Annotated in this window: 13 protein-coding genes; 11 read left to right on the top strand and 2 right to left on the bottom strand. The window is 45.5% G+C overall.

The annotated features are described in order from the left end of the window. Positions 1–478: 478 nt before the first annotated feature. The gene (locus tag JGK20_RS21000; RefSeq protein WP_293232014.1) at positions 479–1,417 is read right to left on the bottom strand and encodes a serine hydrolase; all 939 of its coding nucleotides are present in this window, start codon (positions 1,415–1,417) and stop codon (positions 479–481) included. Between the two features lie 102 nt (positions 1,418–1,519). Between JGK20_RS21000 and JGK20_RS20995 the strand changes: the two genes are divergently transcribed. Together JGK20_RS20995 and JGK20_RS20990 are read left to right on the top strand one after the other, a co-directional pair. After that, entirely contained in the window at positions 1,520–2,275 is a 756-nt protein-coding gene (locus tag JGK20_RS20995; protein ID WP_293232012.1) for a C40 family peptidase, read from the top strand. A gap of 129 nt (positions 2,276–2,404) precedes the next feature. Then, entirely contained in the window at positions 2,405–3,409 is a 1,005-nt protein-coding gene (locus JGK20_RS20990; RefSeq protein WP_293181638.1) for a glycosyltransferase family 2 protein, read from the top strand. Between the two features lie 208 nt (positions 3,410–3,617). Here JGK20_RS20990 and JGK20_RS20985 read toward each other — a convergent pair whose 3' ends face one another. Then, positions 3,618–4,787, bottom strand: a complete 1,170-nt coding sequence (locus JGK20_RS20985; RefSeq protein ID WP_293232010.1) for an IscS subfamily cysteine desulfurase — start codon at positions 4,785–4,787, stop codon at positions 3,618–3,620. A 95-nt stretch (positions 4,788–4,882) separates the two neighbouring features. On the opposite strand from JGK20_RS20985, the gene JGK20_RS20980 reads away from it, so the two are divergent. From JGK20_RS20980 to JGK20_RS20940, 9 genes are all read left to right on the top strand, one after another. Beyond that, a complete protein-coding gene (locus JGK20_RS20980) occupies positions 4,883–5,542 on the top strand; it encodes a hypothetical protein (RefSeq protein ID WP_293205237.1) in 660 nt (219 codons plus the stop codon). Positions 5,543–5,599: 57 nt separating this feature from the next. Next, positions 5,600–5,746, top strand: coding sequence for a hypothetical protein (locus JGK20_RS20975; protein WP_293181632.1), 147 nt, complete (start codon positions 5,600–5,602; stop codon positions 5,744–5,746). Between the two features lie 425 nt (positions 5,747–6,171). Beyond that, positions 6,172–7,503, top strand: coding sequence for a four-carbon acid sugar kinase family protein (locus JGK20_RS20970; protein ID WP_293205235.1), 1,332 nt, complete (start codon positions 6,172–6,174; stop codon positions 7,501–7,503). Positions 7,504–8,142: 639 nt separating this feature from the next. Next, positions 8,143–9,309 (top strand): circadian clock protein LdpA, encoded by a 1,167-nt coding sequence (ldpA, locus tag JGK20_RS20965; protein WP_293210808.1) that lies wholly within the window; start codon positions 8,143–8,145, stop codon positions 9,307–9,309. Between the two features lie 362 nt (positions 9,310–9,671). Beyond that, positions 9,672–11,459, top strand: coding sequence for a R3H domain-containing nucleic acid-binding protein (locus tag JGK20_RS20960; RefSeq protein WP_293181626.1), 1,788 nt, complete (start codon positions 9,672–9,674; stop codon positions 11,457–11,459). A 701-nt stretch (positions 11,460–12,160) separates the two neighbouring features. Then, positions 12,161–13,837, top strand: coding sequence for a CheR family methyltransferase (locus JGK20_RS20955; protein ID WP_293232008.1), 1,677 nt, complete (start codon positions 12,161–12,163; stop codon positions 13,835–13,837). 248 nt (positions 13,838–14,085) lie between these two features. Beyond that, the gene (locus JGK20_RS20950; protein ID WP_293181622.1) at positions 14,086–15,204 is read left to right on the top strand and encodes a chemotaxis protein CheW; all 1,119 of its coding nucleotides are present in this window, start codon (positions 14,086–14,088) and stop codon (positions 15,202–15,204) included. Between the two features lie 376 nt (positions 15,205–15,580). Further along, the gene (locus JGK20_RS20945; RefSeq protein ID WP_293181620.1) at positions 15,581–17,041 is read left to right on the top strand and encodes a methyl-accepting chemotaxis protein; all 1,461 of its coding nucleotides are present in this window, start codon (positions 15,581–15,583) and stop codon (positions 17,039–17,041) included. 284 nt (positions 17,042–17,325) lie between these two features. Next, a partial coding sequence (locus JGK20_RS20940) for a cache domain-containing protein (protein WP_293232006.1) occupies positions 17,326–18,248 on the top strand: 923 nt, incomplete at its 3' end.

Here is an 18,248-nt window from a genome sequence, read left to right as displayed (position 1 = left end):
AAAAAAGGTACGTAGTTGCGCTTGAGCGCTCCGGAATTGCTAATCTAAAGCATAAAGGACAGACAAAAAAGGTACGTAGTTGCGCTTAAGCGCTCCGGCATTGCTGCTGCAACGATAGGAACGACTCAATGTGAAAAAATAAAACAAACCAGTCAGTGAATATATAGCCTTTTTCAAAAAGATGAGGTATAACTGACAGCTCGATAACCGCTTAGACTAAGAGGGCTGAAGCCCAACAACATACCTCATATGAGAGCTAGATCCGCTATAGCTGAATTTTCAAGTTATCCATTTTCCTAACCCTGATTAAGTAATGCTCAGCGCTATTTATAAGATTAGGAAAGAGCGCTGAAGCGCAACTACGTACCTTAGCCCAAGGGGGAAATTACCTTAAACTAACGAAAACAAAATTACCATTTCTCTGCCCGAATCCATACTGTATTTGAATCTATTTAGCAGCAACCATCAGCTACTAAATTTAATCAATTGCCTTCATTGCTTGGACAAATTGCCGCGAGATAAAAGGCAAAATCTCTTCATTCTTGCTATTCTCTTTCCCCTCGGTAAAGACAACTAACAAATACGGCCGCAAACCAGGTATTTCAATATAAGCAGCATCATGACGAACTTGACTTGTCAACCCCGCTTTTGACCACAATTTTGTATTTTCTGGCAATCCGCCACCTAAAAAACCTGTAACTTGATTTTCGGGATCTGCTTCTAATGCTGCTGGTTCTAAACTGCGTTTCATCAAACCCATCATGTCTTGCGATGCTTGTGCAGAAACAGCTACGCCACCGATGATAGTATGCAGCAAACGCGCCGCTGCATTTGTAGTCAGCATATTCCTATTTTCCATTAATTCTCCCAGAAATGCTCGCTCGCGACCGTAGGGGCCGTCGCACCAGGTTTTTTGATTGGCGTTAATGTTTTGTAATTCCGGCCAATCTAATGATTGAAAGTAACGGTTGATGAGGTTTCGCTGCTGTTTCCAAGTTTCAAAGGGGCCTGGTGATAATTCGGGGCCGCTGGTGGTGCCGGTGAGGGCGTCTACTACTAAGCTGGTGGCGTCGTTGCTGGAGTCAACTATCATATCTCGGACGGCGCGTTCTAATTCTGGCGATGTTTGAATCATGCCTTTTTGTGTCCATTCCCAGATGGCAACAAGGTAGAATAGTTTGACGATGCTGGCGGGATAAATTCGTTCGGAAGCCCTGGCGCTAAAGCCTCGGGGTTGATATTTCCAAAATTCTTGTGGACTTAGGGCGCCACCTGTGTTGACTCGCACTGGCGGATCGTAGACGATCCAGGTTACTGCTGTACGATCGCCCTTCAATCCAGTAAATTCTGCCTGGACTGCATCTATAATGCTACTGCCGAGGGTTTCTAATTGTTCGTCTTTGTGGAAAAATGTCATGGTTAATGGTTGACTGCTGACGATTAACGGCGGTTGGCGGTTGGCTAATGGCAATAAATCGTTAAGTGCGAACAATTAATAGCAAATAATTAGCAATTAGCAATGGTCAATTATCAATTATCTGATGGTGTGGAGTATCGGGCGCGATCGCACATAAATATTTACGATTCCCCAAAGTGCGATCGATTGGCCACTCAAGCGGCGCAGGGGCGACATTTGCTTTTTTTTGACCCCCCCCAGCCAGGGCGGGCACGGGGGCACCGCTACAAGGGGGGGAGAGATGGCATAGATTCCCTTGTGCAGGGGGATACAACGGCTGTGATGGTGCGGCTGTGCGAAGACGATTATCCGGGATGGCTGGCTCTTCGAGATCTTGAATTGCTCGAAGTCACAGAAACAGTGTATCATCCTCTGGTGCTTTCTGAAGCCCAAATTAGGGATAAATTGTCGATCGCAATTACTTTTACTCGCGAGGCGATGCACCAATCCAATTATTACCTTTGGGGCGGTACAGTCGGGCCAAATTATGATTGTTCGGGATTGATGCAAGCTGCTTTTGTGGCTGCGGGAATCTGGTTGCCGAGGGATGCTTACCAGCAAGAAGCTTTTACTACATCTATTATTAGTGTTAGCGATGTAGATCCGGGAGATTTAGTATTTTTTGGTACGCCGGAAAAAGCCACTCATGTAGGATTGTATATCGGAGAAAATCGCTACATTCACAGTTCTGGAAAAACTCAAGGTCGCGATGGTATTGGTATCGATGTTTTGTCGGATGATGGGGATGCAGTCAGTCGGGCTTATTACCAGCAATTGCGCGGATATGGTAAAGTTGTGGCAAGTTATCAACCTAGTTAGTAGTTGACAGTTGACAGTTGACAGTTGACAGTTGACTGCTGACTAATGACTAATGACTGCTGACTAATGACTAATGACTGCTGACTGCTGACTAATGACTAATGACAACTGATGTTATCTAACAAAACAATGGACGCTGCATTATTTTTGGAAAAATTGGCTGAACAGCAGGCTGCAACTGAGGTGGCGATCGACGTTTCGGTCGTGGTGCCAGTGTATAATGAGGTGGAAAGTTTGCCTCATCTGATTGAGGCGATCGCCTCTGCGATTCAACCATCTGGACTTAGCTATCAAATTATCTGTGTAGATGACGGTTCGTCGGACAATTCTGCTGACCTTCTCAAGCAGCTAGCCGGTAGTCGCGATGACCTTTGTGCTGTGCTTTTGCGCCGCAATTACGGGCAAACTGCTGCCATGTCCGCTGGCTTCGATCGCGCGACAGGCCGTGCTATTGTTACCCTAGACGGCGATTTGCAAAATGACCCTGCTGATATTCCGATGTTGCTGGACAAGTTAAATGAAGGCTACGATTTAGTTAGCGGTTGGCGCAAAAATAGGCAAGACAATACTATCAGCCGCCTGATTCCTTCTAAAATTGCTAACTGGTTAATTGGTCGCGTTACGGGCGTAACTTTGCACGACTACGGTTGTTCTTTGAAAGCTTATAAATCTGAGTTAGTTGCAGACTTAAATCTCTACGGGGAGTTGCACAGATTTTTGCCGGCTTTGGCGTTTATTGAAGGCGCGAGAATTGCAGAGATTCCGGTGCGACATCACGCGCGCCGTTTCGGTCAAAGCAAGTACGGGATTTGGCGGACTTTTCGAGTATTGATGGATTTGTTGACTATTTCTTTTATGAAGAAGTTCCTGACTCGACCGATGCACGTTTTTGGACTTTTGGGAATGAGTTCGATGGCATTGGGAACAGTTTTAGGGATTTATTTGACAGTCCTCAAATTGGGTTTCGGTCAAATTATTGGCAATCGTCCTTTGCTGATTTTGGCTGTGGTGTTGTTGTTGACTGGCGTGCAGTTATTTTGTTTTGGTTTGTTGGCGGAAGTCATGATGCGGACTTATCACGAGTCTCAGGGAAAGCCGATTTATAGAGTCCGTGAGGTGTTTGGTTCTAAGTAAGACATGATTTGTATTAAATAAAATTTAGTCCTGTAAACAGGTTTGTAGTGAGGACTTTAGTACGCAAAAATCAAAGGACTGAAGTCCTCACTACAAACCGCAATCAACAGGTTTGTAGTGAGGACTTTAGTCCGCAAAAATCAAAGGACTGAAGTCCTCACTACAAACCAATTTTATTGTAGTCGATCGCCCGGACAAGGTATTATATTTAACTCATGACTTTTTGAGCTTGTCGGAGAGATTGAATAGTTGCGATCGCGTGTTGAGACACTGCATCTATTTCTGCTGCGGTATTGAACCGACCAATCCCAAACCGAATTGAGGCGTAGGCTAATTTGTCCGATCGCCCGATCGCTGCTAAAACATGAGAAGGAGATATTTTCGCCGAAGTACAAGCAGAACCAGAAGACACCGCCGCCGCCGGTTGCAAACCCAACAGCAGTGCTTGACCGTCAACACCGCCTACACTAATATTAAGATTCCCCGGCAATCTCTTCGTCGCGTGACCGTTCATCACAACATCACCCAATCCACTCAAATTTTCCCACAAACGCTGCCGCAAATTCACAACTCGTGCTGTTTCCGCCTCCATTTCCGAAATTGCTAACTCTACTGCTTTAGCAAATCCGACTATTTGCGGTGGGTAGAGAGTACCCGATCGCATTCCCCGTTCGTGGCCTCCTCCGTGCATTTGTAGGGCTAGCTGCACTCTCGGCTTGTTGCGGCGGACGTAGAGAGCACCAATGCCTTTTGGCCCGTAGATTTTGTGCGCCGTCAAAGACATCAGATCGATGTTCATTTCCTCTACGTCGAGGGGGATTTTGCCGATCGCCTGCGCCGCATCCGTGTGAAACAAAATGTCATTTCCGCGACAAATTGCTGCTATTTCGGCGATCGGCTGAATCACACCAATTTCGTTATTAGCCGTCATCACAGAAACTAAAATTGTCTCGGCCTTAATCGCTTTAATCAAATCTCCAATATCAATTAGTCCGTCGCTTTTCACAGGTAAAACCGTAATGCTAAACCCCAATTTTTCCAAATATTTACAGGGATCAAGAATGGCATTATGTTCAGTTTGTACTGTGATAATGTGCTTTCCTTTACTGAAATAGGCTTCAGCGACGCCTTTAATCGCTAAATTATTTGCTTCCGTTGCACCGCTGGTAAAAACAATTTCTTCGGGAGAGGCATTGATCGCTTCTGCTATGATTTGTCGTGACTGTTTTACCGCTGCTTCTGCTTCCCAGCCGTAGACGTGGTTGATGCTGGCTGCGTTGCCGAATTGTTCGGTAAAATACGGCAGCATCGCATCAACTACTCGTTTGTCTACAGGGGTTGTGGCGTGGTTGTCGAGGTAGATAGGACGTGCGGACATAGTTTGGTTTTGGTTAAAAAGGTGTTAGGTTTATTGTAGACGAGCCCTTTGTTCTACCACAAAACTTTATATTTAACAAATATTTGTGAAGATTTATGCGACCTGACATTCAGGGATTAGAAATTACTGTCGGTGAGCTCAAGCACCTCAGCGGCGCGGGGCCCGATCGCGTATACCGGCCTGCGACTGCGACTAAATTTGCCCGCGAAGCTTTAAAAACAGTCAGTTTAATTGTTTTGGTTCTAATTAGCTGTTGGCTGCTGGTATTGATATTTCCTAGGGCTTATTTGTTGTGGTTGGCCCTGCACTTGGGTGCGATCGCCGGTTTGATCTTGGAAGATGCCTGGAAAATTTGGTGCAGCCGGAACCAAGATTTAATCCATCTTTTTGATGATGTCGATCGCTATAATGGTATAATCAAAGCGATCGAAATTAATGACCGGATCGAAGATGCTGGCAATCCGAACGTCAAAATAGGCGATCGCGCAAAAGTTATTAAAGCCTTGCAGCTCATCAGAGAGGATTTAGTTCGAGCTTTGAAAACCGAGAGGATTCTCAGGGAAAACAAAAAATTTGTCGATACTAACTCAGAACTGTTTGCCAATAATTTAAAAACTTTGAATGCCCTGCAAATTAGCGATCGATCGAGCCAGCCGGGGCGATTGCTCAACGAAGCTTTGCAGCTAGCTGTGGGAGTTCAAGCAGAAATAAAAAAGTTACAAGATCGAAATGCTGCCAATTCAGTTGACAGTTGACAGTTGACAATTGACAGTTGACAGCGACCTCTACCTAGAAGGAAGAGGATTGGAGTAATGAATCGTCTGATTTTAATTTCTAGGCCAAAGGGTTCCGGCTTTCAACCAATTATTTCTGGTAAAAAAACGCTGCCACCGCCAATTAGTAAGGCTCTCGACACCCCGGGCGCCTCCCTTAATAAGGCGGGAAAAGAGTATTTTTAACTTAAAGTTCCCCTTAAGAATGGGGATGCGAGGGGTATATGGACTCTGCTATAAACGAGAGAGACAAAGGTTTTATACCAATTTTTTATGAGGCTGCTCCCGAATTCCGATCACCCTGGCACCCCCCTTGATAAGGGGAGTAGGGGGTGGGACAAGATTCCGATCAAAGTCCCCCTTCTTAAGGGGGATTTAGGGGGATCGAAATATGTGCAACTTCACATTAAATTGGTTTTAGACTTAAGTTGACACCCATGGTGCATAGTATTATTTGGTAGCAACGCGCACCCGTGAAGCGATCGAACTCAAACACGTTTTTAAATTTATGATTTATGAGAATTGTTAAGAAAAATCATAATTGTAAATTTTTACCTGTTAGGTAACAGGTAAGGATATCTTGGAAAGGTGACGTTAACAACCAGGTCAGTATGTCTTCTACCAAACCAAAGATTATAGTTCTCGATGACGATCCCACAGGTTCTCAAACCGTGCACAGTTGCTTGCTGCTGACACGTTGGGACGAAGAAACCCTGCGTTTGGGACTGCGGGACAAGTCCCCGATTTTTTTTATACTGACAAATACTCGATCGCTAACTCCCGAAACAGCAGCCTCCGTTACCCGCGAAGTGTGCCAAAATCTCAAAAGGGCGATCGCGATCGAAGAAATCGAAGACTTCCTAATCGTTAGCCGTTCCGATTCTACCCTGCGCGGTCACTATCCGATCGAAACCGATGTAATCGCCGAAGAACTCGGCCCCTTCGACGCTCATTTTCTAATTCCCGCTTTTTTTGAAGGAGGCAGAATTACCCGCAACAGCGTGCACTACCTCATGGTTAACAGCGTCGAAACCCCCGTGCACGAAACCGAATTTGCTAAAGATTCAGTCTTCGGCTACCATCACAGTTACCTGCCCGACTACGTAGAAGAAAAAACCCAAGGTCGCATCCACGCTGATACAGTCGATCGCATTTTACTCGCAGACATCCGCTACGGAAGTTTAGATAGATTGATGGAGATGACAGACAACCAATGTGCAGTTGTTGACGGCGAAAGCCAAGGCGATTTAAACACATTTGCCAAACACATTCTTGATGTAGTTAGTCAAGGCAAAAAGTTTTTATTCCGCAGTGGAGCGAGTATCTTAACATCCTTAGCTGACCTCGGCCCGCAGCCAATAGCAGCCGACGAAATGGCAGAATACGTGAAAGACGGCAAACCTGGTGCAGTAATAGTTGGTTCCCACGTCAAGAAAACGACCGATCAATTGGAACGCTTGTTAGAAGAACCCAATACAGCTAGCATTGAAATAGATGTATCTCATTTAGTAGAAGATTCGCCAGAGTCTCGCGCTCAATTCCTCAATGAAATCCTCGAAAAAGTTCGCACTGCTCATGCAGATAGCAAAACGCCTGTAATTTATACCAGCCGCCAGGAACTAGAATTTGAAAATGCTGAAGTCCGGTTAAAATTTGGTGCTGCTGTTTCTGCTTTGTTGATGGATGTCGTGCGGGGACTGCCTGCTGACATCGGTTTTTTAATTAGCAAGGGCGGGATTACTTCTAATGATGTGTTGAGTACAGGTTTGTCGCTGAAAAGTATCAGGCAAATCGGTCAAATTATTCCAGGTTGTTCTGTTGTAAAAACCGAGCCAGATCATCCTCTATTTCCCGATTTACCAGTCGTTTTGTTTCCTGGAAATGTCGGTGACAGTAATGCTTTGGCTACGGCTTACAAGCGACTCAGCAAGCATTCTAGCTAGTTGAATCGCTGGCTTAACGAAGATGAATTGAGTTCTATTCAGGGAACACACATTGATATCAACCTAAGCCTAAAACAGTTGAAATATTTCGTTGTCTGCTCGTTACTAGGCTGTGCCTGGTAACACAGATCCGGAGGAAGAGCCTCCTTAATCCTGTGCCGAGGCAGAGCAAGAGTGATATCATGTCCGGTCGATTGACTGCAATAAGTAAGGTTCGTAGTGCGGACTTCAGTCCGCTCTTATGCCGCGGACTGAAGTCCGCACTACGAACCGTTTTTGTTATGGTAATCGACGGGACATAATATGAGATAGGTTCCTTTCGCTGTGCCTGGGAACCAGTTAAATAATCTCTAAAAAATCTCTGGCTGATTCTATCGTTGCTAAAACCGCTCTAATATGCTATGGTAAAAGGTCTACTTTTAAATAAAAGCGATCGCCAGCTCGACAAATTCCCCCTCGGCAACGCCTCTGGAAAAAATCAAATTTAGAAAAAAAAATCAGGTAGCCCTCTACATATAGAGCCAACAGCGCCATAGCTACTGCTATCAGTAGCGTTTCCAGCTTGTATCGACCTAAATGTAAAAATTTTATAAAAATGTTCGCATAGTAATTTTTAGCTGAAAGGATTAGCATATAAGGGTGACAGAACATTATCATCCACTAAACTCATTAAAAGATGGCCATTGGTTCAAGCTGATCTGTGGGGCGAGCTTTCAACACCTGCCGGCGGTTCGGAATCTCACATTGGCTTACACCTTGGCAGGTGCTGACTGCATCGATGTCGCGGCAGATCCCGCCGCCGTCGCAGCAGCGAAAGAAGCCCTACAAGTTGCCAGCGAATTACAGGCAAAAACTCAAAACCGCAGGTTTGGCGGCAAAGGGTTGCCCTTGCTGATGGTGAGTTTAAACGATGGAGAAGACCCGCATTTTCGCAAAGCCGAATTCAACCCAGCCGATTGTCCGGCGGACTGCTGGCGGCCCTGCGAAAAAATATGTCCAGCCTCCGCAATAGTTTTTCAGAGTGCTGGTAGTGGTTTTTCCGGGGTGATAGACCAGCAGTGCTATGGCTGCGGTCGCTGTCTGCCTGTTTGTCCGAGCCAATTAATTTACACTCGTTCTTACGTGTCTGCTCCCGCCGCGATCGCACCTTTAATCTTGCAATCCGGTGCGGATGCCCTAGAAATCCACACGCAAGTAGGCAGAGAGGCAGATTTTGCGAGACTTTGGTCGAGCATAGATCCCTGGGTAGATCAACTTAAAGTAATAGCAATTAGTTGCCCCGATGGAGACGGTTTGATTGATTATTTGCGGACACTCTATCAAATAATTTCCCCCCTGCCTTGTCCCCTAATTTGGCAAACCGATGGTAGGCCGATGAGTGGAGATATTGGAATAGGAACTACTAGAGCAGCGGTCAAACTCGGTCAAAAAGTTTTGGCTGCCCAGTTGCCGGGATACGTGCAACTTGCAGGCGGCACTAACGATCGCACTGTCAGCAAACTGAGAGCCTCTGGACTGCTTTTGGATGGCGGGAAAAATTTGTCAGTTCCTCCTGTCCAATACATTGCAGGTGTAGCTTACGGCAGCTATGCCAGGGTTTTGCTATCGCCAATTTTAGAACAATTAGAAACAATGCAGACCGATCGAGCTTCTGCCGTTCCGGTAGCAGTCCCTTGCGGCGCAGCCGAAGTTCAAACACCTCGGTTGACTCAGCTCGAAGCCGTCCCAGAACTTCTCTCGGAGGCGGTGAGTTTAGCTCGTTCTCTAGTTTCCCAGATCAAAAGTCAGTTGACAGTTGACAGTTGACAGTTGACAGTTGTCAGTTGTTAGTTGTTAGTTGTTAGTTGACAGTTGTCAGTTGTTAGTTGTTAGTTTTTAGTTGTTAGTTGTCAGTTGTTAGTTGTTAATCAAAAAAACTGAAAACTGATAGCTAACAACTGTAGTTTGCGATTTCGCGATCGCACTTGCACCCAGGTGAAACCCGGTTTCTTACTATATTTCTCGTTCCTGTTCGCAAAACTCGTAGAAACCGGGTTTATAACCCCACGCGTAATCCACGAACTGTCAACTGTCAACTGTCAACTGTCAACTGTCCACTGTCCACTGTCAACTGTCAACTGTCAACTGTCCACTGTCCACTGTCCACTGAACCGAACACACCGAGGCGAATGCAGATTACAGACGACCTCAGCAGACTATTAGACATCGTGCCAGATGAGATCCGGCAGCCCTTAGAGCAGCACCCGCAGCGCAACAATCTCATTGAGGTTGTGATGGATTTGGGCCGTCTACCAGAAGCTCGTTTTCCATCCTTGGCCGAACCTCTTTCCCAAACACCAGTTTCCAAAGCAGACCTCAGCTATTGTATCGATCGAGTCGGCAGCTTCGGCGGCGACAATCGAGCCGGTATCGAGCAAACCCTGCACCGAATTAGCGCCCTTCGCAACCGCAGCGGCGAGATTATCGGCTTGACTTTGAGGGTGGGCCGCGCTGTGTTCGGGACGATCGGCATTATCCGCGATTTAGTGGAAACCGGTCAATCAATTTTGATGCTCGGCCGCCCCGGAGTTGGCAAAACCACGGCTTTGCGGGAAATCGCCCGCGTCCTCGCCGATGACTTGGAAAAACGGGTGGTAATCATCGACACCTCCAACGAAATTGCTGGAGATGGAGATATCCCGCATCCGGCGATCGGCAGAGCTCGCAGAATGCAAGTTTCGCGTCCCGAACTCCAGCACCAAGTCATGATCGAAGCAGTGGAAAACCATATGCCGGAAGTGATCGTGATTGACGAAATCGGCACGGAATTAGAAGCTTTGGCCGCTCGGACGATCGCGGAAAGGGGCGTGCAATTGGTCGGTACCGCCCACGGGAACCGGATCGAAAACTTGATGAAAAATCCGACTCTGGCCGACTTAATCGGGGGCATCCAAGCGGTGACGCTGGGAGATGACGAGGCCCGGCGCCGCGGTTCTCAAAAGACAGTTTTGGAACGCAAATCACCGCCAACTTTTGAAATTGCGATCGAAATGCTCGAACGCCAGCGCTGGGTAATCCACGAACGAGTCTCAGATTCGATCGACAGCCTGCTGCGGGGACGCGAACCGAACCAGCAAATCAGAAGCGTCAGCGACAGCGGAGAAGTCACGATCGAGCGCGAGTCAGCATCTCCCCCCGTCCGGTTTCCAGGGATGCCAGCTTCCGCCTCAGGCCCCGCTGCGGTATCAGCAATGCGGCCCGTCACGCCGATTTCTGGGTGGCGGAGTGCCGGGAAAATGGTGCCGATGCCCCCTCAAAACGAGAAATTCGCTGCTGCTACCGCTGCTAACAGCGCGCCGGTACTTCCTGAGACTCGGTATTTCGAGCAACTCCTCGAAGAATCCCTGTCCGTGGAACCTGTACCGCAGCAACGGGGTCGTTATTCCCAGAATGTCGGCCCTAACGGCGAAGATTTGCCCCTCCACGTTTATCCTTACGGCATAGCTCGCCACCAGCTCGAACAGGTGATTTCCACCCTGAACCTGCCGGTGCAGTTGACTAAGGATATTGAAAGTGCTGACGTGGTGTTGGCTTTGCGATCGAACGTGCGGAACCAGTCAAAATTGAGGCACTTGGCCAAAACTCGCCAAGTTCCCCTGCACACAATCAAAGCTGGGACTATTCCCCACGTAGCGAGAGCTTTGCGGCGCCTGTTGGACATGGACGACCCGGGCACCCCGGAAGTGGCAGACCTCGCCTTATTCGCCCGCAGCGGTACTTCTGACGAACTCGAAGCTCTCGAAGAAACCCGCTTGGCTGTCGAGCAAATTGTCATTCCCAAGGGACAGCCGGTGGAACTCTTACCCCGTTCTCCCAATGTCCGCAAAATGCAGCACGAACTTGTGGAACACTATCACCTGAAATCCCACAGTTTTGGGGAAGAACCCAACCGCCGCCTGCGGATTTTTCCAGCGTGAACAGCCCTATATCTAGAATCGGCATCATGTAGGGTGCGCGGGGCGCACCTTACCCCTTGAAGGCAGCAGGTAGAAGGCAAACGGCCGAATTTTTTTCATGTTGCTGTCTGTTTTCTACCTGCTGCCTTCGATCTCAAGCGGGCTCAATTAACCATGATTCTGGTAGCGTGGTACACTGCGTAGACCAGAATCTTCTGGTATATCGACCGCACGTGATATTATTTCCGTTGCTGTGATTTTTGTGTGTAAGTGCGATCGGGCTAATTCCCAATTTCCAACCCCCAATTCCCAACCCTCAATGATGACTAATGACTACTGACTAATTCCCAATTTCCAACCCCCAATTTCCAATTCCCAATGATGACTAATGACTGATGACTAATGACTACTGACTAATTCCCAACCCCCTATAATAACAGATTATAAATAAACATAAAGCGGTTATCAAAAAAATGAGGTATGCCCGATGCCCGATGCCCTATGCCCTATGCCCGATGCCCGATGCCCTATGCCCTATGCCCGATGCCCTATGCCCGATGCCCGATGCCCTATGCCCGATGCCCGATGCCCTATGCCCTATGCCCGATGCCCGATGCCCTATGCCCGATGCCCTATGCCCGATGCCCTATGCCCGATGCCCGATGCCCGATGCCCGATAGTACCTCATCTTTCTGAGAAAGGCTATATTTACCAGAGTTGACATGAATGATGCAGAAATTCAGCTATTTATTGAATTAATTGCCGCTCACACGGGTTTACAAATTCGCCCGCAAGATCGATCGGGTTTGTCTCGAAAAATTTTGACTCGAATGAAAGCTTTAAAAATAGCCTTTCCCGACAAGTATTATCAGATTTTAGCCGCTTCGAGTCCGGAAAGTCAAAATGAATGGCAGGAACTAGCCTTGCTGCTGACAACCAACGAAAGTTATTTCATGCGGGACAAAGGACAGTTTTTGCTCCTAGAAAAAGTGATTTTTCCGGAATTAATCGCACACAAAAGAAAATTGCACGAGACATTGGGAATTAAGCCAAGACTGCGAATCTGGAGTGCCGGCTGCTCGACTGGTGAAGAACCTTATTCTTTACTGATTATTTTAAACCAACTAATTCCTGATTGGGACAAATGGAAAATTTTAATTTTAGGTACTGATATCAATCAAGCAGCAATAGAAAAAGCCCAGCGAGGAATTTATAGCCCTTGGTCTTTTCGCTTAGTTGACCCGGAACTGCAAAATCGATATTTCTCTCAGCGGAAAACCGATTGGGAAATAGACCAGAACTTGCGCCAATTTGTCAGCTTTAGATCTGTAAATTTAGTGACAGATAATTTTCCTAATATTTACACAGATCTTCATAACATGGATTTGATATTATGCCGAAATGTTTTTGTTTATTTTGAAGCTCAGTATATTTCACAGGTATTGAAAAAGTTTGCCAAAACGCTAAGACCTGGAGGATATTTAATGACTGGTCACGCTGAAATTCACAGTCACGTGATGAACGATTTTCAACCAAAGAGTTTCCCGGAGTCGGTTGTTTATCAAGCCAAGAATGTCCTAGAGGAGGAACCAGGTAAAAAAAAGTCTTTGATTGTACCAGAATCTAAAACAAAATCGGCGTTTGGGGAATCGGGAAATAAATTGGAATTGGGCGACCATAGCGGTCAGTTGCTACCGAGGAAAGGGGAAACGGTGCCAGCTAGTTTTGCTAACGGCAATTTTGGGGATGTCGGGTCGCTGTCGCTGTTAACAGCAGGTACCGGGCTGGGAAAGATGCTGCGAAGTCGCTATTTAGAGGGCGATCTGGCGAACAAGAAGATATCTAGTTTATCCCCAAAAATTGCAGCCGAAAAAGCTGATAGCAAAACGCCTCAGATGCTTATATTAGAGGCAAAAGCTTGTTTAAAAAATAAAGCTTATTTTGAGGCAATTGATAAAGCAAAACAGGCGCTCCACCTGCAATCTCAAAATTTTGAAGCTGATTATTTGCTCGCTCAAATTTATGCAAATTTAGGCCAGTATTCTCAGGCGGTAGAATACTGCAAGCGAGCTAGTAAGCTAGATACTATGTCAGTATTTCCTTATTATTTGCAAGCTCAGATTGCTGAAGAACAGGACGACTTGGAAACCGCTAAAATATATTTAAGAAAAGTTATTTATCTTTGCCCATCTTTTGTTTCAGCTTATCTCGAATTCGGGAATATATACCATAAAGAAGGTAAGCTAAATATAGCTATTAAAATGTACAAGTCATCTTGCGATATTCTCAAACAACTGCCGCCCAATACTCCGATCGAGCAACAGGGAAAAATGACAGCGAGTCAAGTATTGATTGATGTTCAAAAAAAATTGGTAAAATTGTACAGCCAAAAAAACTGACGCACTGGGAAAATCTAAAAACCTGGTTTTTTGTGGGTGTGTCGCTGCCAAACCGAATGGGTGCATCTCAATTTTGAAGCCTGAAGAAGCATGACCGCATATAAGTTATTAGTTATAATCCTATATTGACTACGGTCATGCTTCGCCCCTACAAACATATTTGACAAACCCAGATGCACCCAACCGAATCCGATCGCATAAACCATGTGTTTTTTGCAAGTCTTACTAGATAAATTGTCAGAATTAATATGGAAACTAAGCCGTATCTTATATTTGAACATAACGGTTTGCTGTGCGGCGTAGAAGTCGGCTGCGTTAGAGAAATTTTCTTTCTCCCGGAGTTGACACCGATCGCCGAAGCGCCTCAAGATATTGTTGGGGCGATCGATCTTAGAGGATCCATTCTGCCCGTGATGGATCTAAATCTCCGTTTTGGGTACGTTTGGCAGGACTATTCTGTCACAGATAGTGCGATCGTCATAGAATGGCAAGAAATTCGACTTGTCATCATTGTCGATCGAGTTAACGAAGTTAAGCAGATCCCCGCAGATGCCATAACTCCCCAGCTATCTTACGGGCGAGACAACCCAGAAGCCCCCCATCATTTTTTAGCTGGATTTGCCCGCTGCGGGGCCGATATGATTATGCTGCTGGATCTCGATCGGCTAATTCGATATTCTCCCGACAAAACAGAAGCCCAAATCCCAGTGTCTGCAAGCGATGCAGGACTGTCAGCGGCATCCGGCAACCTAGAAACCGCCAATTTGCAGTTAGAAATAGAGCCAAAATTGTTAGTGGAAGATACTAAAGTTTTGGCCAAAATTCACGTTTTTTGTCCGAATGCTACAGCCCAAGAAAAGGCGATTTTTCGAGATAGGGCCCAGAATTTGAGGCAGCAGGGCGATCGCGAAAATTCCGCAGCAATTGATATGTCCCTCGCCGTAGTTGTTTTAAACAGCGAATACTTTGGTATTAACCTAGCTGTAGTGCGCGAATTCACTGACATTCGCCAAGTAACTCCAATTCCTTGCACTCCCGATCGCATTATTGGCAACATGAATTTGCGGGGCGAGATTCTCACCCTAGTGGACATTCGGAATGTTTTAAATATGTCAGGCGACACAAAATCTCTCTCAAAGGCGATCGTTGTTGAAATTGAAGATTTGGTCGCCGGTATAGTCGTTGACGAAATCTTAGATATTATACATTTAAATGTGGCAGAAATTGCGACTATTCCTGCTGCACTAAATTCGGCCAACCGCGAATATCTTCGAGGCACCGCTTTTTACGAGGAAAAACTTATCGCTGTTCTGAACTTGCAGAAACTATTAACAAAAGGAGGAGTTGCTGTTGATGAGGAGGTTTGAAGAAAGATTTTACCATAAAGAATTGTTTGAAAGCCTCTCCCCGATCGGGAGAAACTAAAATCCGACTATTCATTACTCCAATCCTCTTCCTTCTAAGTAGAGGTCGCTCTCAAACTGTCAACTGTCAACTGTCAACTGTCAACTGTTGAAGGCCAAATCGGAATCGCACCTGCAAAAACGATGTCAGCGCCACCCGAAACTAAAGAAAAGAGAGTAAGAGAACAGAATTTGCTATGATACTATTTTCTACTGTCACTGGACGGCATCAGTCCCAGAAGTGGCTGGCCCATTTCCGTTGCCAACGCCGGACTCCCAACCACTATCGCAGGATCGCAACCTTAGTAACGCAAATGCTATCTTAAATTAACGCAAAAATATGTTTTTATCCATTAAAAAACTAAATATTAGAAACAAGATGCTCGTCGGATATCTAGCGCCAGCAGCTATTTATTTAGGGTTGCCAGTCTTAGTTCTCGTTACTACGAGTCAGGTTTTTGAGACTTTCAAAAAAGTGGAAAGAGTAGAAAATGTGATCGGAGAAACAAGTAATATGTCCGTAGGTACGGAGCAAATGGTACGGGGAATGCGCGGCTATTTAATTAATAAAAATCAGCAGTTCTTAAACGATTTTAAAACAGGTGCAGACTTGGCTCGCCAGTCAGGGATCAATCTAGGGCCGATTGTTGAAAATTCCGAACAAAAAGCCCGTTTGCGGAGAATGTTGGATCTGGTCAAAGAATATTATGATGGTTCTAACGAAATAGTTCGCTTATTTCAGCAAAATCAGACAGCCGAAGCCCTCGCTATATTTAATACAGGCAAGTATACCAAATTTGTGAATGAATTCGTGGAATTGAACCGGGAATTTCGGGAAACAGAATTAAAGATTATTAAGCAAGAAACTAAAATCACGAAGGCATCTTTAAGCTTTTTGGTATCGACGCTGGTGTTTGGTTCGATACTGCTACTGCTGCTTGGCGCCACTGTTGCTTGGCTGATTTCGTCAGGAATTGCTCGAACTATCGATCGCACAATTAGTTCGATCGCCAGTTCCTCCGCCCAGATTGCCGCCACAGTTGAAGAACAGGAACGAATGGCAAGCCAGCAAGCAGTTTCAGTCAATGAAACTACTACCACAATGGACGAATTGGGTGCATCTTCTAGGGCGACTTCACAGCAGATAGAAACTGCCGCAAGTCAAGCAATGCAAGCTTTAACTTTAGCTGGTGGCGGTACAAAAGCTGTGGAACAAACCTTAGAAGCAATGGCAATACTGAAAACAAAAGTGCAGGATATGCAAGGACAAATTATGCAGTTGAGCGAGCAAACCGATCGCATTGGCAATATCTCAACCGTAGTTAGCGACTTAGCAAATCAGACTAATATGTTAGCACTAAATGCGGCTGTCGAAGCAGTGCGAGCCGGCGAACACGGCAAAGGGTTCGGAGTTGTCGCGTCAGAAATTCGCAAACTTGCCGATCGCAGTAAAAAATCTGCCGCACAAATAAATCTCTTAGTCGCCGATATTCAGCGCGCGATCAACTCAACAGTCATGGTGACAGACGAAGGAACTAAAACGGTAGAATCTGGCGTAAATATTGCGGAGGAAACTGCCGCAGCATTTGCTGGAGTAGCTGATGCAATTAACAACGTAGTTTTGAGTTCTCAGCAAATTTCGCTGAATGCCAAACAGCAAGCAATCGCGATCGAACAAGTGGTGGAAGCGATGAACTCTCTCAACCAAGCAGCAGCACAAACAGCTTGCGGTATCACTCAAACTAAAATTGGCACTCAAAAATTGAATGAAGCTGCTTTAGATTTAAAAGCAGTTGTTTAGCATAGTTATAAGTTCTGATAGTTTGAAAACAAAATTAAACAGTAAGTCTGTATTCTCAGCCCCGATACTCATTAGTCAATCCCAATTATTCAATCTAAAATCTAAAACGGTGCATCTCACGCAAGGCGAATATATCCGTAGGGGCGAAGCATGACCGCAGAAAATATGGGATTACAACTAATAACTTATATGCGGTCATGCTTCGCCCTCTTCAAAAACCAGATGCACCCATCTAAAATCTCAAGTCTCAAATGGTATGAGTCATTAATAATTATGAAAAACCAATGAAAAAAATGTCTTTAAGAATTAAAGCGATTGTTTTTGCGATCGCCCTCGGAACAATTCCCGTAATTTTAACTGGGGCAATAACTTTTTTCTTAGCCAATCAAAGTATCACTAGCTATGTAATTAATTATCAAGAAACGCGGGCGCTCGCTACTGCCAATGAAGTCAGCAATTTTATGTTAGAACGCTACCAAGATATCAAGCAACTAGCAAGATTAAGCATACTTAACGACCCCAGAGTCAGTCAAACGACTTCAACCATTCAAAAGGAAGCCATGTTAGATAAATATATAGAAGAAGACGAAGGCTACGACAGCATTGCAGTCGCCGATCTCAAGGGAAATACTATTTTGCAATCCCGTGGAGAAAAAATTGTAGATTTGGGAAAGCGGGACTATTTTCAGGAAGTAACAAAAACTAATCAGGCTGTAATTATGCAGCCTATAAAGTCAACAGACGGCAAATATGCCATTTTTACGGCGGCTCCGGTTGTGGATGTCAATACTAACGAAACTATCGCCGTCATCAGGACTCGCACGCCCATAACTTATTTAGAGCAGACTTTTAAGGAAACACAAAACAAGCTAACCAGAAGTTCTGAAGGATTAAAAAAAGAGGAATTCCATTTAATTGATGGCAATGGCAAGTTTTTTTCGGCAACAGAAGCTGAGCAGATCGGCAGAGATGCAGCCTCAGATTTTAGTGTTTTTGCCAAAATGCAAGCTAACAAAAAAATTGACAGTGCCATAGATATCGATCGCATTGATGGAGCTAAGCAATTGCTTACTTATGCTCCTATTAAAGCCTTAGAAAATATGCCAGAATTGGGCTGGAGCGTGATTATTGCTAACGATACAAAAAATGTATTTGCTCCCCAACAAGAGTTACTGTATACTTTGATGTCAGGAGTTGGGTTCACTGC

This window comes from Microcoleus sp. PH2017_05_CCC_O_A (assembly GCF_020738785.1).
Classification (GTDB): domain Bacteria; phylum Cyanobacteriota; class Cyanobacteriia; order Cyanobacteriales; family Microcoleaceae; genus Microcoleus.
Note: the sequence above shows the minus strand (reverse complement) of the source record. Positions and strands in the feature narration are given on the sequence as shown.

Bases quoted from the DNA above. Each gene is read 5' to 3' on its own strand.
- JGK20_RS21000 (WP_293232014.1), bottom strand. From the start codon at position 1,417: ATGACATTTTTCCACAAAGACGAACAATTAGAAACCCTCGGCAGTAGC.
- JGK20_RS20995 (WP_293232012.1), top strand. From the start codon at position 1,520: ATGGTCAATTATCAATTATCTGATGGTGTGGAGTATCGGGCGCGATCG.
- JGK20_RS20990 (WP_293181638.1), top strand. From the start codon at position 2,405: ATGGACGCTGCATTATTTTTGGAAAAATTGGCTGAACAGCAGGCTGCA.
- JGK20_RS20985 (WP_293232010.1), bottom strand. From the start codon at position 4,787: ATGTCCGCACGTCCTATCTACCTCGACAACCACGCCACAACCCCTGTA.
- JGK20_RS20980 (WP_293205237.1), top strand. From the start codon at position 4,883: ATGCGACCTGACATTCAGGGATTAGAAATTACTGTCGGTGAGCTCAAG.
- JGK20_RS20975 (WP_293181632.1), top strand. From the start codon at position 5,600: ATGAATCGTCTGATTTTAATTTCTAGGCCAAAGGGTTCCGGCTTTCAA.
- JGK20_RS20970 (WP_293205235.1), top strand. From the start codon at position 6,172: ATGTCTTCTACCAAACCAAAGATTATAGTTCTCGATGACGATCCCACA.
- JGK20_RS20960 (WP_293181626.1), top strand. From the start codon at position 9,672: ATGCAGATTACAGACGACCTCAGCAGACTATTAGACATCGTGCCAGAT.
- JGK20_RS20955 (WP_293232008.1), top strand. From the start codon at position 12,161: ATGAATGATGCAGAAATTCAGCTATTTATTGAATTAATTGCCGCTCAC.
- JGK20_RS20950 (WP_293181622.1), top strand. From the start codon at position 14,086: ATGGAAACTAAGCCGTATCTTATATTTGAACATAACGGTTTGCTGTGC.
- JGK20_RS20945 (WP_293181620.1), top strand. From the start codon at position 15,581: ATGTTTTTATCCATTAAAAAACTAAATATTAGAAACAAGATGCTCGTC.